This window comes from Pantoea sp. X-Soil-ISGK-259 (assembly GCF_059730705.1).
The window spans coordinates 148,273-162,312 of the sequence record NZ_AP035987.1; the positions used below are offsets into that span (position 1 = coordinate 148,273).

A 14,040-nucleotide genomic window follows, 5' to 3' on the forward strand; every position below is an offset into this window, starting at 1 on the left:
AACCTGCCCGCAGCGCTCGCTGCGGGCGCTTATCACTCACTGCCGATAGCGTAGCGCTGAACCGGCGTGATGCCTTTAATCAGCTTGTTATCAAACAGAAATTGCTCATAAGCCTGATAGCGTGCACGATCCAGTTTTGCCGGATCGGCGGCGAACAGCGGCAGCGTGGCACGCCATGCCTGATGGTTTAGCGGTGTATTCAGCTCAGGATGCTCGCGGGCAAAGATCAGCCAGTTCTCCTCAGGATGCGCCTGCAGCTCCGCATTTCCCTTCTTCAATGCCCGCAGAAACTTCTGAATCTTCTCCGAGTGCGCCTCGTCACGGTTGGCGACGATAATCAGCTCGTCATAAGCGGGAACACCATAATCCTCGACGTTAAGCACCACGGGTTCTTTGCCGGCAAGTTTCAACTCCAGCGCTTCAATATTGCGATAGCCGCCGATAACCGCATCTACCTGGCCGGTCATCAGGGCGCTGGTGAGCTGAAAATTAACGTTAATCAATTTGACCTGATCGGCTTTGACGCCGTCATGGGCCAGCATGGTCGCCAGCGTCGCCTGCTCAATGCCACTCACTGAATAGCCGATGCGTTTACCTTTTAAATCCGCCGGTTTTTTCACCGTTTTGTCTAACGTCATCAGTGTGTTCAGTGGCGTGTCAATCAACGTGCCCACCCGCATCAGTGGCAATCCCTGATCGGCGAAGAAATGCAGCTGAGGCTGATAGGTAATGGCTAAGTCCGCCTGCTTTGCCGCGACCAGACGTGGCGGCAGGGCCGGATCGGAAGGCGGCACGATATTTACCTCCAGTCCTTCAGCGGCAAACGCGCCGGTCTGCTGCGCCACCATAATGGGCGCGTGATCGGGATTGATATACCAGTCGAGTACCAGCGTCAGTTTTTCCATCGCCTGAACCTGAGTGGTTAAGGTGGCGCTGAAGAGCAGGGTTAACAGGGGCAGTTTAGTCATGGGATTTCTCATTTTAAGGGTCATCAAATTGTCTCAGGAGCCCAGCTAATCAGGCGGCGCAGCAGGCGATCGATAGTCAGCCACAGGGCGAGGGTCATCAGCACCAGAATGAACAGGGCAGCGAAACAGAGGTCGCTCTGCATCCGGGCATTGGCATTCAGCATCACGAAACCCAGCCCTTCCGCTGAGCCGACCCATTCGCCGATAATTGCCCCTATCGGCGCGACGGCCGCCGCCATCCGTAACCCTGAACCCAGCGCAGGCAGCGCCGCTGGCAGCCTGACATGGCGCAGTTGTGCTGAAGGGGAAGCGCCCATAGTGCGAGCCAGGTCAAGGTAGCCGGGCGTAACGCGGCGCAGGCCATCAAAAAAGCTGGAGGTTACCGGGAAGAAGATCACCAGCACGGCCATCGCGACTTTGGCGCTCATGCCAAAGCCAAACCAGAGAACCAGCAGCGGAGCCAGCGCAAATACCGGAATCGCCTGGCTGGTGATCACCAGCGGCATCATCCAGCGCTGTAACCACGGTGAATAGGTCATGCCCAGCGCCAGCACACCACCCAGCAGCACGCCGAGCGCCATGCCGCTGAGGATCTCGGTCAGGGTAATCAGAGTGTGATAGCTGAGATAGTCAGCGTTCTGCCACAGCGCAATAGCGACTGCAGCGGGCGAGGGCAGCAGAAAGGCGGGAATACAGGTCAGCGTGGCCAGCCACCATGCTGCAATCAGACCGGCAAACAGCGTAATTCCACGACGCAAACGTACGAAACGTGTGCTCATCTGGCTATTCCGCTTAGCTGTTTCAACAGTGCGGCCTGACTTCGTATTAAGCCGGCGTCCTCGGCTGCCCTTGGCGGCAGGCCCTGTAGTGGTGGAGAGGCTTCGATTCCCGCCGCACCGATCACCAGCAGGTGATGACTGAGACGACAGGCTTCGGCGGCATCGTGGGTGATCAGCAGCACCGTGTGACCGACCAGCACCTCCGCCGCCAGCATCTGAATCTCATGACGGGTCAATGCATCCAGCGCGGAGAATGGCTCATCCATTAACACAACAGGCTGACGCGTGTAGAGAGTGCGGGCCAGCGCAGCGCGCTGACGCATCCCGCCGGAGAGTGTAGCGGGCCGCGCGCGGGCGCTCTGGCTCAGCCCAACCCTTGCCAGCAGATACTGCGCCCAGTCGCGATCGGCTTTCTCGCCTTTCAGCCGACTGGCCAGGCAGACATTTTGCTCAATCGTCAGCCACGGATAGAGCAAATCCTGTTGCCCCATCCAGGCGATGCGTCCGGTCAGCGGAAGGCCATCGCTGCCGCTAATCTGTCCCGAACTGGGTGGCGTAAGACCGGCAATGACACGCATCAGGCTGCTTTTGCCTGCACCGCTGGCACCCAGTAACGCCGTAAATTTACCCCCGGCGATCTCCAGATCAAGCTGACTGAAAAGTTGTTGCTGACCCAGCGTAAGGCTGAGCTGGCGAACTGAAATACCTGGCGGTGTGGCATTGCACAGCTGGCTCATGGTCTGACCCGAAGATCGGCAGCGTGATCTATCCCCATTTGCCAGAATGCCGCTTCCAGCCGGGTCGCAGTGGTGAAAATCTCCGCCAGCCGATCAAAACGTTGTTCTCCGGCGCGCTGCTGAGCCAGCGTTTCAAAAAGTATCAGTGACGAGCCTACCCCGGCCAGATAGGCTTCATCGCCGTAATTTTCAATCCATTCGGCGTAAGGGTTGCCCTCAATGCGCGTCGCAGGATCATCCAGCAAAGTCAGGCCGATTTCAGCGTAACCGGCAACACAGGGCATCAGCGCCGTTATGAGCTCCAGTGCATCGCCGGTGTGACCGGCATCCAGCACATAACGGGTGTAATTGAGCGTTTCCGCTGCTTCGGGTTCACGTGCCATTGTTGCCTCGCTGATGCCCCATTGCTGGCAGTAAGCGAGGTGCAGCGGCAGTTCACCGATAATCGCGTTAAGTGATGCCGTAGCGCGTCGTAGAGCGTCAGGCTCAGAGAGTTTGCTGATCAGCAGACCCCAGGCACGGGCGAAGTGGAGCAGGAACAGATAATCCTGGGTGAGATAGTTACGGAAGGCGGCAGGAGGCAGCGTACCCTGACCGAGTTGCTGCACAAAATCGTGCCTTACATAGGCGTGCCATTGCGTGCCCGCCTGCTGGCGCAGACGACCATAGAAACCGGTCTCGAAAAGCGGATGTGACATGGGATCTCCATTAAAAGGGAGATCCGGGCATACGGTCTGGAACAGGGGATAGTGCAGGAAATGAGACAGAAAATCTGCCGACCCGTCCCTTCGCTGGCATGACCCAGATCAGGTTCAAAGGGTTCGGCTTTCGCCATCTCAGCCCATGACAGGACACCCCTCGGAGACATTCGTTATACGATAATTAGTGCCTGAGCACAACGGATGCGTCAGTGTTATGCTCAGGCAAGTTTGCTACGCGACAGTGCATTCAGATGTGCTTTTTAAGTGACAGTGTCACTCAAGATCTGCGCCATTACTGGCAATCACTTTCTTATACCACCAGAATGATTTTTTTCGCGTACGCGCCAGCGTGCCGTTACCCAAATCGTCGCGGTCTACGTAGACGAAACCGTAGCGCTTGCTCATTTCGCCGGTCGAGGCGGCAACCAGATCGATACAGCCCCAGCTGGTATAACCCATCACCGGCACGCCATCTTCAATGGCGTCGCCCATCGCGCGGATATGTTCACGCAGATAGCTGATGCGGTAATCGTCATTAATCTCGCCATTCGCGTCGACTTCATCGCGTGCGCCCAGGCCATTCTCCACCAGGAAGAGAGGCTTCTGATAGCGGTCATACATCATGTTCATCGTGATACGTAACCCCAGCGGATCGATGCCCCAGCCCCAGTCACTGCGTGGCACATGGGGATTAGTCAGGGATTTCACCACGTTGGCGGCGCTACTGTTCTGCTCGTTCATTTCTGCCGACGCGCAGCGCGAAGCGTAGTAACTGAATGAGACAAAATCGACGCTGTTTTTCAGAATGTAGGCATCACCGTCAGCGATCTCCAGCGTCACCCCTTTTTCACGGAACACGCGGGCAGCGTAAGCCGGATAGGCACCGCGCGCCTGCACATCTATAAAAAAGAGGTTTTCGCGGTCTTTCTCCAGTGCAGCCCAGACATCTTCCGGTTTGCTCGACCAGGGATAGAAATTGCCGCCGGCCAGCATGCAGCCGACCTGATTGACCGGATTCACTTCATGCGCGATTCGCGTAACCAGCGCGCTGGCAACCAGTTCATGATGTGCCGCCTGATATTTTACCTGGTCTCTATTCTCGCCGGGTTCAAAGACCAGGCCAGCCCCGGAAAACGGACTGTGCAGCAGGATATTGATCTCGTTGAAGGTCAGCCAGTATTTCACCAGTCCATCAAACGCCTCGAAACAGCTTCGTGCGTAACGGGCAAAAAAATCGACCATTTTGCGATTGCGCCATGAGCCATATTCCGTGACCAGATGCATCGGGACATCAAAATGGCAAAGCGTGACCAGCGGTTCGATATTGTATTTCCGGCACTCTTCGAAGACCGCACGATAAAACGCAATGCCTTCCGGATTAGGCGTCAGTTCGTCACCGTTAGGATAGAGCCGGCTCCAGGCAATTGAGGTGCGGAACACGCTGAACCCCATTTCGGCCATCAGCGCAATATCTTCCGGATAGCGGTGATAGAAATCGATAGCGTCATGACTGGGGTAGAACTCGTCGTCACGCAGGGCAAAACGTTTTTCCAGACCCAGTTTAACCGGCATCCGGTTTGGGCCATGCGGGATCATATCGACGGTGGTTAAGCCCTTTCCGCCCTCACGAAAACCACCTTCACTCTGGTTAGCGGCCAGCGCGCCGCCCCATAAAAACCCTTGCGGGAACCTTGAATCAGACATGCAATCCTCTTTTTTGGGTCAGCCTGACCCTTTTCCTAATGGCTATTGATCGCGTTAGCGCGTTCGGTAGCAGGCGCAGGTTGCGCAGCGCTTTCGGGTTCTGTCTCAGGAATATCCTCGAAGCCTAACAGTAGCGTCAGCACGAATGACAACACCACCGAGAGCACCATGACCGCACCGACCCAGACAATACTCATGGGATTGGTGGGATCGAAGAACTGTACGCTGGTAAAGAGGCCGGGTGAGGCCATCGAGTGGCTGGCCAGCCCGCCAATGCCCGCAACCGCGCCACAGATAAAACCACTGATCAGACAGGCGATCAGTGGGCGTTTCAGGCGCACTGCAACGCCATACAGCGCCGGTTCTGAAATCCCTGCGATAATGGCTGATGCCGCAGCTGCCAGTGCGGTCTGGCGCAGTTCACGGTTTTTAGTGCGGAACGCCACCGCCAGCGACGATCCGCCCAGCGACAGGTTGGCGCCGATCTCTGACGGCATCACCATGCCTTCTTTGCCGGTTTCGGCAATGGTCTGGATAATGGTTGGTGTGAAAACCCGGTGCATACCGGTCATCACCAGCAGCGGCCAGAGAGCGCCCATAATCGCAACCGAAAGCCAGCCAAGGTAGCCATGGACGGTGTAGACCAGCGCGGAGATGCCGCTGCCGATCCAGATACCAATCGGGCCAATCAGCACAATCGCAATGGGTGCCGCAATCAGCACAATCAGCATCGGTTTCAGGAAGTTTTTAGTGACCGCAGGGGTGATGCGATCCACGCCTCGTTCAATGTGTGACAGGATCCACGTCATCACCAGCGCCGGGATCACCGTATAGGTGTATTTCACCGCGGTGACAGGTATGAAAGCGAACTCGACCGGCTGACCCTGCGCCGCTTTTGCCATCAGCTCAACAAAATTGGGATGGACCAGAACGCCGGCAATGGCAATCGCCAGCGACATATTAGTTTTGAACTTCAGCGCCGCTGAGGCGGCAACCATGATCGGCAGGAAGAAGAATGCCCCGTCGCCAATGACGTTGAGGATCACCAGCGTTGATGAACCTTTTTCAAACACGCCCGCCATATCAAGAATCATCGCCAGCAGTTTCACCATGGACCCACCAATAATGGCTGGGATCAATGGCGACATGGTGCCCACCAGCGCATCCAGAATGCCTGCGCCAATACTTCTCAGGGTAATTTTGCGTTTCACCGGCACAGTCGAAGCTGCGCCGGGCGATCCCAGTTCCAGCACCGCCTGGTAAGCCTGCGATACGTTATTCCCGATGATCACCTGGTACTGGGTATCGTTGTGTACCACGCCCATGACACCTGTGATGGCTTTAAGACGTGGATAGTCGACCTGTGTTTGATCCTTCAGGACAAAACGCAGGCGGGTCATGCAGTGAGTGACGGCTTCGATATTGGTGAGGCCGCCAAGCGCATCGACAATGGCGCGTGACACCTCGGCATAGTTCATGGGCATGATCGCTCTTCTCTGTAGGGTAAATCGGTCAAAATTTTTATGTTTTTAATGCCTGCAAGCAGACAAATAGGAAACCGGTTTCACAAAATCATGAAGGTCTTTACGTTCGGCGACAAGAGTATAAATCGGGCAGATTTCTATTTTGTGAAGTGCATCACCTGCTAAATGTGATGATGTGCGTATACATACCGGGTAAATATTTCCAATATTGAGAGGCTTAGGTAGACTGCAGGACGACGTAGCAAAGGAGCATCACCATGACAACGATTCAGGAAGTAGCAATTAAGGCGGGCGTTTCAAAAGCGACAGTGTCACGTGTGCTCTCCGGTAATGGCTACGTCGGACAGGAAAAACGTGAAAGGGTGTTGAAGGCGATTGCAGAAACCGGGTATCGGCCTAATTTGCTGGCCCGCAATCTGGCGACAAAAACGTCTCAGACAATCGGACTGGTCATCACCAACACGCTTTACAGCGGCAGCTACTTTACTGAGTTAATGGCCCACTCCGCACGCATGATGGAGCAGCAGGGCCGTCAGCTGATTCTGGCGGACGGCAAGCACACCGCCAGGCAGGAAGAGGCGGCCATTCAGTTTCTGCTCGATCTACGCTGTGACGGCATCATCATCTATCCGCGCTTCCTCAGCATTGACGCGCTGGATGCGATTATCTCCAGCCACAAACAGCCCATTCTGGTTATTAACCGGCGGCTGCGCGTCAACCACAGCTACTGCATTTACAGCGATCAGCACGCCAGCAGTGCCACGGCCGTGGGCTATCTGCTGAACCAGGGACACCGCGATATCGCATTTATTACCGGTTCGCAGGATTCCCCTACCGGTGTTGAGCGCCTTAACGGTTATCGTGCTGCGCTGGCGGCAAAGGGCCTTAACGCTGACGACCGCCATATTGTGGCGGGTAAATGGACGGCGCAGAGCGGTATGGCTGCCGTCGACACGCTCCTTGAGCGCAACGTGTCATTTACTGCGCTGGTGGCGAGTAATGATGAGATGGCGATTGGTGCAATCAAACGCCTGACCGAGTGCAACATTGCAGTGCCCGATCAGGTCTCGGTAATAGGCTTTGATGATATCCCGCTGGCACCCTATATCACGCCGTCATTATCGAGTATGAAGCTACCGGTCACAGAAATGATCGACGAGACGATCAACCGCCTGGTAACCATGCTGGACGGGGGTGACTGGCAGACTCAGGCGCCTTTCACGGCCAGCCTGATGATGCGGGACTCCGTGACTAAAGGCCCCTGGTCGGCTTAACCTGTCGCGATCTGTATCACCTCGATCCCCTGTTTGCTGAGTTGCACGACCGTCGCGGAATCCAGTGTCTCATCAGTAATTACCTGCCCGACCTGAAAGCCGGATGAGAGCGGATAGGGGTGAATCTGACCAAATTTAGACGCGTCAGTCAGTGCATAGCTTTCAGCGCCTTTCGCCAGCACTGCATCTACCACATCACAGCGCAGCATATTGCGGCCGGTGAAACCCGTCTCCGGATGCCAGCCATCCACACCAACAAACGCTTTGTGAAAATGGACCTGCTGAATGGAATAACGCGTCAGCGGACCCACAACGGATTCACTGCTTTTCTGCAATAATCCGCCAAGCACAATCACTTCACAGGCAGCCTCACGCAGAAGCTGGGCAATGTAGTGGCTGACGGTAATCAGCGTAAGGTCCGCACGGTCGGCCAGCGCCCGCGCCAGCAGCGCATTGGTACTGCCCCCTTCGATGAAAACCGACTCACCCGCCTGCACCAGGCTGGCCGCATGTCGTGCCAGCGCCTGCTTGGTAGAATAACGGGTATTCATGCGGGTGCCGACGTTATCGCTATCCAGTGCCAGCGCAGAGCCATGAACCCGGCGAAGTAGCCGATCACGTTCCAGCAGTGTCAGATCCTGGCGCACCGTCACTTCCGAAACTCCGGTATGCTGCGCCAGTTCACTGACAGTTACGCTGCCCCTGTCATTAACTAATTGAATGATCTGATGATGTCGCGGGTTCATAATCGCGCTTCGCCGTTAAATAAAAGAGGCAGTGTAACAGGGATTATCCCGCGCCGGTGCGCGACGCGGGGTTGCGTCAGGCTAAATTCAGAGACCGTCGGCCATTGAGGTTGAGATCTTCCGGCATGAAACGTTGCTCCCATTCTGCTTCATAGTCTTCAGGCGGGAAATCGGCCGGTGAACGTCCCTGCTCCAGCGCCTCTGCAACACGACGGGCATAAGCGCGGTTTTTCTCACACATCGGTGCTGCGGGGATATACATCACGTTGCCCCAGCCTTGTTGGTTCTCAACCGGTGCAACAGCGTGAATCACATCACAGTGCCACCACACGGAATCACCCGCCTCAAGAGCCGGTATTGAACAGAGCCCGGCAATCAGGTGAGGATGCCACTGTTCATTCACGGGCAATACCCGACCCGGCGCCACACCGCACAACTCATCTTCAGGCACATCCGAAAGCAGCGGACGCAGCAAAACGTAAGCCATCGCCTGCGGCACCGGCACCACATGCAACAGGCCCTGGCCGGGGATCATATCGGAGAGCGCGGTCCAGCCCTGAAAGGTGCGAAACACAGAACATTTGGTGGTGCCTGGCAGATCATATTCGTTTACGTCGGTACGGTGAGCCGCGTCCCAGGGATCGTATGCGGCAAATTCACCGTGGAACAGCTTACTGAAAACCTGCTGATAAGCGGGCAGCAACCAGCGTTCAAGTGCTCCTGAATCGGTGTGGGCACCCAGGCCTTTAGAGGTTGTACCCGGCAAGCGACGACGGATGCGGTCGGGATAGATAACGCTGACATCCGGATCAAACCACTGCTTGCCCTGGGAATTAAACGTCCATAGCCGGTTAAGAAAAGATTGTGCCTCTGCCATTGCCGGGCTCTGCCGCGCCTGCATTTGCGCCTGCGACCAGTAGATGGGATAGATTTCAGGACGGGAGGCAGCCAGGGTGCCAAAAAAGTCATCACCGGGCCCACGATACTGTTCATCAAAATGATTGTGATCCAGATAGTCGAGCATCGACTTATCCCAGGCCAGAGCCTGATTTCGTGCAAAATGCTGCTTAATCACCACACAACCGCGACGTTTAATCAGCAACCGGGTTTCATCTGAAACCTTTCCTTCAGTAATGTCCTGCATTGGCACGACCGGCCAGGCCGTGCCGGTTTGCGCTTCCTCTGTTTTTGCCTGCGCAATGGCAGTGGTGATGTTGTCGCAGACCTGTTTGAACAGAGCATCAACATCGCCGATTTGTTGACGTAACTGCTGTTTCATTTTGCGGATAGCGGTTTTGACGTCGTCAGGTAATGGGGTAGCCAGGGTTTCATCACGGATCATATTCTGCTCCTTTATCGTCATGGTTGAGTTTCGAATGTAATTTAAATAATCTTCATTCGTAATTTGTCGTTGAGCTTAACATTCTTTTAACGACATAAACCGTGCGCGCTAACACAACTGATGAACCGGAACGCTCTGAAATCCGTTAGCAATGTCACTATTTGCATTCTCATTAATCCACACAGCGAGTAAGCTTTATGAATCAAATCAATCAGCCGAAAGGACAGAACGGCGAACGTAAAGGGGCAGGCGAAATGGCGGTTAAGATGATTGCGGTGGATATGGACGGCACCTTTCTGGACGATAATAAGCAGTACAACGTCCAGCGGTTTTCACGTCAGTATGCGCTGCTGAAGCAGAAGGGCATTCGTTTTGTGGTGGCGAGCGGGAATCAGTACTACCAGCTCCAGCGCTATTTTCCCGACATTAAAGATGAAATCGCGTTTGTGGCAGAAAATGGTGCGTGGGTTTCGGACTGCAATGAAGAGATTTTCTGCGGCGAGTTAGCGCAGGAGAAAGTGCATAAGATCCTCGATATCCTGGCGCATGAACCCGACATCGCGGTTGTGGTCTGCGGACGTAATGGTGCGTATGTGCATGCATCCGCTTCAGACGAGATGATGGCGCAACTGGCAAACCATTATCACCGACTCGAAAAACGTGATGACCTTTATGCCATCGACGACACCATTTTCAAGTTCTCGCTGAAGCTGGAGCACGAAGGCGTAAATGCACTGCTGCAAAGACTGCACGCCACACTTGGCGAGCTGGAAAACATCATGCATCCGGTCTCCAGCGGCTTTGGCTTTATCGATCTCATCATTCCGGGTTGCCATAAAGCACACGGCATTGCGCTACTACAGGAAAAGTGGGGCATCAGTGACTGTGAAGTGCTGGCGATTGGTGACAGCGCCAATGACATTGAGATGCTGCGTCAGGCCTGCTATAGCTTCTCGATGGCAAATGCTGCTGAGGCTGTCGCCGCCGTGGCGCACTATCAGACACAGAGCAACAACGACGAAGGCGCGCTAAATGTGATTGCGCGCGTGCTGGCGCGCGAATTCCCGTTCGATTAATCCGTAACGTGCATCACTGGCGGTCATCTCCGCCACTCTCCTGATGGCTGCGCGCATGATTTTCCATTTCATCCAGCGCAGCCTGATTCTCCAGACCCCATTCATACATCTGCTCAATCGGTTCTGCAAAGGTATGGCCGAGTGGTGTAAGGCTGTACTCCACTTTCGGCGGGACAACCTGCCAGACATGACGCGACACCAGCCCGCGCTGCTCAAGCTCGCGCAGCGTCTGAATCAGCATCTTCTTTGAAATTCCCTGCAGGCTGCGCTCCAGTTCCCCTGTGCGCGCCCGATTTTCCGGCCAGTGATAAAGCGCATGCAGCACCATCGTGCTCCATTTCACGGAAAAGAGCTCAAGCAGGCGACGTGGTGGTGAGTCCGCATAAAAATAAAGTTTTCCTTCAACCCAGACCGGCACAGTCTCTCCTCACATTCATGGTAACCAAAAGGTAACTACTACCAAACAGGTTCCTGCATGTCTATAGTGGGCCGCTTTCTTTACGACCATCAGATGAGAAGAGGCAACAGATGAAAATTAACGCGCTGGTAGCCACCCAGTCAGATCAACCGTTAAAGGCGGGTCAGATTGAGTTACGTGACGTGCAGGCTGACGATGTCAAAATCGAAATCCTGTATTGTGGCGTCTGTCATTCTGACCTTCATATGGCACGGAATGAATGGGGCGTGAGCCGCTATCCACTGGTTCCCGGTCATGAGATTGTAGGACGCGTGGTGGATAAAGGTGACAATGTCACACGCTTTTCTGTCGGAGATACCGTAGGCGTGGGTGTTATGGTCGATTCATGCCGTGAATGCCATTTTTGCCAGCAGCAGGAAGAGCAATATTGTGAAGCGGGCTTCACACCAACCTATAACGGCACCGACAAATACACTGGCAATACCACCTTTGGCGGGTATGCGCAGCATGTCATTGTCAACCAGCATTTTGTGGTGACGGTACCCAACAATCTGGCGCTGAGCGCTGTGGCACCGCTGTTGTGTGCAGGTGTGACTGTCTGGTCACCGTTGCAGCATTTTAATGTTAAAGCAGGCGACCGCGTAGGTGTTATCGGCCTTGGCGGACTGGGACACATGGCGGTTAAGCTCGCCAGCGCATTGGGTGCAGAAGTCACTCTGTTTACCACTTCTCCTGCAAAAGGGGCGGATGCGCGCCGTCTGGGTGCTAAAAACGTGGTCATCTCGCGAGACGCGGCACAAATGGCAGCGTGTCAGGCCTCCCTGGATATCATTCTGGACTGTGTGGCTGCGGCTCATGATCTCGATCCTTACCTCAATGCGCTGAAAACTAATGGTCAGCTGGTGCTGGTCGGCATCCCCGATCAACCGCATAAGTCACCGAATGTCACCCCAATGGTGTTTCGCCGCCTGAGTATTAGCGGCACCTCAATTGGCAGCATTAAGGAGACGCAGCAGATGCTCGACTTCTGCGGTCAGCACAACATCACGGCTGACGTTGAGATGATCACCGGTGACGACGTTGAAAAAGCCTTTGAACGTATGCTGATTGGTGACGTGAAATACCGTTTCGTTATCGATATGCAGAAAACTCACTGGTAATGACGGCAGGCCCGCTATCAAAGCGGGCTTTCTGGCGGAGATTCGTCAGCGCTAAGTGGGGTATAATAAGGCCGTCATATAGTTACAACATACCAAGGTTGTGTTCGTTTCGCCTTTCATTGAATTCACTGCAAAAATGGGCCTGTCAGTAACAATGGCCAGATTGTGACAAAAAAATACCCGGCTCACAGTGGCCGGGTATCCTGATACCGCAGAAGATCCTGGTTAATCCTGTTCTTTATCCGCGTCACCCTTTTCTGATTCATCTTTATCCATCACATGGATGAAAGGCTTAAGCAACTGAATATCCAGAATCACATACACCATGGTGCTGATGAACAGCGAAATCACACTACCGAATACACCGCTGGTGGTGAATGTAAGATAGTTATAAATCACCAGCCAGGTTACACAGATAAACATCGCCAGCGAAATGGAGAGGTTAGGCACGGAGTAATTGCTGGTTCCGCCACCCTGGGTGTGTGTCACCTTGAACAGGTTTCCGATGGCGTATTTCTCCAGCACCAGAATCGTCTTTTCCCAATTACGCTGTTTACGCGCACTGGCGCGAGTCATGAAAAGATAAAGAATAGAGATGAAGAAACCGGAGAAGGCGATGAGTACCGGAATCGCTTCCAGCGCATAGGCAATACTTTTATGGCCCGTGCCCGGGGCGCTGAGATCAAGCGTCAGTGAAGCACCCAGCGCAGCATACAGAAAGAGAAACAGCAGCAGAAATGTCAGGCTACGTTTCCAGTCGCCATCGGCCTCTGCACCTTTTTGCTGAATAGCCAGCTGAAGAGATTGCTGAATTTTTTGAGCCTGCGGCGATTCTGTTTCGAGAGTGTGGCAGGGTGCATCAAAGAAGTTTTGCATAAACAGCTCATCTTCTTTGTGAATGGTGATTTTCATCAGAAACCTGTATTCGGGGAGTTTGCTTTATTCTAATCAGCACCGGTTGAATTAACACTAAATTTGGCGTTGAACCGGATGAACACTCTCCGGCTTACCGGTTAGACAGACGCAACAGGCTGCTTTCCATTGATTTCGTTGCAAACGATTGTGCGGCATTCATTTTCAAGCCGCATCGGCTGATCGTGCAGCAGGGCTGCAATGGCGTTATCGGGTGCTGCACGCCATATACCTTCTTACAGACCCTCGAAACTTCGAGCATCCTGATTATCCTGCACCACAACGCAGACGGTTCTGACGGCGTGATCCCTCTGAAACAGGTCATGATCAGGCAGGGTTATTTCTCATCAGGGTTATCCAGCGCTTTAAACTGCTTAATGGCTTCGTTGATATTGTTAGTTTCTACAGTCGCAATACAGCGGTCACCATTGAAAACATCATAGCGGGCGTTGTGCAACTGAAACAGCAGATCTCTGCCTCTGAAGTGTATGCGTTTCTGTTTAATGCCAATCCCATGCCGCCGTAATAATGCCTGTGACAGGCGATCGGTCTCTCTTATCATTGGTTCTGCTCTCTGGCGGTGCGTGGTCACTACCATTAAACCTGATGAACATTAGTTTAATATTAAGAAAGAAACCTGATTGAGTCAGGCTTACGAATAGGATCAGGCGTATTTGTCCTGCCGGAAGGCTCATGAAACTATCACGTCGACGGATTAATGCCATTCCCTGCATTAACG

At 54.1% G+C, this 14,040-nt stretch carries 14 protein-coding genes and 1 riboswitch; of the genes, 3 read left to right on the plus strand and 11 right to left on the minus strand.

From position 1 onward, the window contains the following. Window positions 1-32 precede the first annotated feature (32 nt). From AC6I77_RS19890 to ascF, 6 genes are all read right to left on the minus strand, one after another. Window positions 33-968, minus strand: coding sequence for an ABC transporter substrate-binding protein (locus tag AC6I77_RS19890; RefSeq protein WP_003854946.1), 936 nt, complete (start codon window positions 966-968; stop codon window positions 33-35). A gap of 23 nt (window positions 969-991) precedes the next feature. Beyond that, window positions 992-1,747: an ABC transporter permease gene (locus tag AC6I77_RS19895; RefSeq protein ID WP_003854948.1), complete on the minus strand. Its 756-nt coding sequence runs from the start codon at window positions 1,745-1,747 to the stop codon at window positions 992-994. Then, on the minus strand, window positions 1,744-2,484 hold the full coding sequence (locus AC6I77_RS19900; protein ID WP_008924590.1) for an ABC transporter ATP-binding protein: 741 nt from the start codon (window positions 2,482-2,484) through the stop codon (window positions 1,744-1,746). The genes AC6I77_RS19895 and AC6I77_RS19900 overlap by 4 nt, the downstream gene beginning before the upstream one ends. Further along, window positions 2,481-3,182 carry a thiaminase II gene (tenA, locus tag AC6I77_RS19905; protein WP_442843787.1) on the minus strand — a complete coding sequence of 234 codons (702 nt, stop codon included), beginning with the start codon at window positions 3,180-3,182 and terminating at the stop codon, window positions 2,481-2,483. Before tenA ends, AC6I77_RS19900 begins: the two co-directional genes overlap by 4 nt. A 68-nt stretch (window positions 3,183-3,250) precedes the next feature. Next, window positions 3,251-3,353, minus strand: a riboswitch (TPP riboswitch). A 105-nt stretch (window positions 3,354-3,458) separates the two neighbouring features. After that, on the minus strand, window positions 3,459-4,889 hold the full coding sequence (locus AC6I77_RS19910) for a 6-phospho-beta-glucosidase (RefSeq protein WP_039661482.1): 1,431 nt from the start codon (window positions 4,887-4,889) through the stop codon (window positions 3,459-3,461). Window positions 4,890-4,924: 35 nt separating this feature from the next. Then, the gene (gene ascF, locus AC6I77_RS19915) at window positions 4,925-6,373 is read right to left on the minus strand and encodes a PTS cellobiose/arbutin/salicin transporter subunit IIBC (protein WP_003854956.1); all 1,449 of its coding nucleotides are present in this window, start codon (window positions 6,371-6,373) and stop codon (window positions 4,925-4,927) included. A gap of 257 nt (window positions 6,374-6,630) precedes the next feature. Here ascF and AC6I77_RS19920 point away from each other — a divergent pair, with 257 nt between their 5' ends. After that, window positions 6,631-7,647, plus strand: a complete 1,017-nt coding sequence (locus AC6I77_RS19920; protein ID WP_003854958.1) for a LacI family DNA-binding transcriptional regulator — start codon at window positions 6,631-6,633, stop codon at window positions 7,645-7,647. On the opposite strand, the gene AC6I77_RS19925 is transcribed toward AC6I77_RS19920, so the two are convergent. Together AC6I77_RS19925 and AC6I77_RS19930 are read right to left on the minus strand one after the other, a co-directional pair. Continuing rightward, window positions 7,644-8,393 (minus strand): DeoR/GlpR family DNA-binding transcription regulator, encoded by a 750-nt coding sequence (locus AC6I77_RS19925; RefSeq protein ID WP_039661479.1) that lies wholly within the window; start codon window positions 8,391-8,393, stop codon window positions 7,644-7,646. The two genes, AC6I77_RS19920 and AC6I77_RS19925, sit on opposite strands and share 4 nt — an antisense overlap. A 76-nt stretch (window positions 8,394-8,469) precedes the next feature. Continuing rightward, window positions 8,470-9,735 (minus strand): DUF1479 domain-containing protein, encoded by a 1,266-nt coding sequence (locus tag AC6I77_RS19930; protein WP_039661478.1) that lies wholly within the window; start codon window positions 9,733-9,735, stop codon window positions 8,470-8,472. 254 nt (window positions 9,736-9,989) lie between these two features. Here AC6I77_RS19930 and AC6I77_RS19935 point away from each other — a divergent pair, with 254 nt between their 5' ends. Continuing rightward, a complete protein-coding gene (locus tag AC6I77_RS19935) occupies window positions 9,990-10,811 on the plus strand; it encodes a Cof-type HAD-IIB family hydrolase (protein ID WP_140034045.1) in 822 nt (273 codons plus the stop codon). A 13-nt stretch (window positions 10,812-10,824) separates the two neighbouring features. Here the strand turns inward: AC6I77_RS19935 and AC6I77_RS19940 are convergent, their stop codons facing one another. Further along, entirely contained in the window at window positions 10,825-11,229 is a 405-nt protein-coding gene (locus tag AC6I77_RS19940; protein WP_003854965.1) for a winged helix-turn-helix transcriptional regulator, read from the minus strand. 110 nt (window positions 11,230-11,339) lie between these two features. Between AC6I77_RS19940 and AC6I77_RS19945 the strand changes: the two genes are divergently transcribed. After that, complete coding sequence (locus AC6I77_RS19945; protein WP_039661476.1) at window positions 11,340-12,389, plus strand: NAD(P)-dependent alcohol dehydrogenase; 1,050 nt, start codon at window positions 11,340-11,342, stop codon at window positions 12,387-12,389. A gap of 225 nt (window positions 12,390-12,614) precedes the next feature. Here the strand turns inward: AC6I77_RS19945 and AC6I77_RS19950 are convergent, their stop codons facing one another. Both AC6I77_RS19950 and AC6I77_RS19955 read right to left on the minus strand, forming a co-directional pair. Next, window positions 12,615-13,301 carry a RipA family octameric membrane protein gene (locus AC6I77_RS19950; protein WP_497817249.1) on the minus strand — a complete coding sequence of 229 codons (687 nt, stop codon included), beginning with the start codon at window positions 13,299-13,301 and terminating at the stop codon, window positions 12,615-12,617. A gap of 337 nt (window positions 13,302-13,638) precedes the next feature. Next, window positions 13,639-13,863 (minus strand): hypothetical protein, encoded by a 225-nt coding sequence (locus AC6I77_RS19955; RefSeq protein WP_039661474.1) that lies wholly within the window; start codon window positions 13,861-13,863, stop codon window positions 13,639-13,641. Between the last annotated feature and the right edge of the window lie 177 nt (window positions 13,864-14,040).

Excerpts from the sequence above, each read along its gene's own strand:
- AC6I77_RS19890 (WP_003854946.1), bottom strand. The coding sequence starts at position 968 with ATGACTAAACTGCCCCTGTTAACCCTGCTCTTCAGCGCCACCTTAACC.
- AC6I77_RS19895 (WP_003854948.1), bottom strand. The coding sequence starts at position 1,747 with ATGAGCACACGTTTCGTACGTTTGCGTCGTGGAATTACGCTGTTTGCC.
- AC6I77_RS19900 (WP_008924590.1), bottom strand. The coding sequence starts at position 2,484 with ATGAGCCAGCTGTGCAATGCCACACCGCCAGGTATTTCAGTTCGCCAG.
- tenA (WP_442843787.1), bottom strand. The coding sequence starts at position 3,182 with ATGTCACATCCGCTTTTCGAGACCGGTTTCTATGGTCGTCTGCGCCAG.
- AC6I77_RS19910 (WP_039661482.1), bottom strand. The coding sequence starts at position 4,889 with ATGTCTGATTCAAGGTTCCCGCAAGGGTTTTTATGGGGCGGCGCGCTG.
- ascF (WP_003854956.1), bottom strand. The coding sequence starts at position 6,373 with ATGCCCATGAACTATGCCGAGGTGTCACGCGCCATTGTCGATGCGCTT.
- AC6I77_RS19920 (WP_003854958.1), top strand. The coding sequence starts at position 6,631 with ATGACAACGATTCAGGAAGTAGCAATTAAGGCGGGCGTTTCAAAAGCG.
- AC6I77_RS19925 (WP_039661479.1), bottom strand. The coding sequence starts at position 8,393 with ATGAACCCGCGACATCATCAGATCATTCAATTAGTTAATGACAGGGGC.
- AC6I77_RS19930 (WP_039661478.1), bottom strand. The coding sequence starts at position 9,735 with ATGATCCGTGATGAAACCCTGGCTACCCCATTACCTGACGACGTCAAA.
- AC6I77_RS19935 (WP_140034045.1), top strand. The coding sequence starts at position 9,990 with ATGGCGGTTAAGATGATTGCGGTGGATATGGACGGCACCTTTCTGGAC.
- AC6I77_RS19945 (WP_039661476.1), top strand. The coding sequence starts at position 11,340 with ATGAAAATTAACGCGCTGGTAGCCACCCAGTCAGATCAACCGTTAAAG.
- AC6I77_RS19950 (WP_497817249.1), bottom strand. The coding sequence starts at position 13,301 with ATGAAAATCACCATTCACAAAGAAGATGAGCTGTTTATGCAAAACTTC.
- AC6I77_RS19955 (WP_039661474.1), bottom strand. The coding sequence starts at position 13,863 with ATGATAAGAGAGACCGATCGCCTGTCACAGGCATTATTACGGCGGCAT.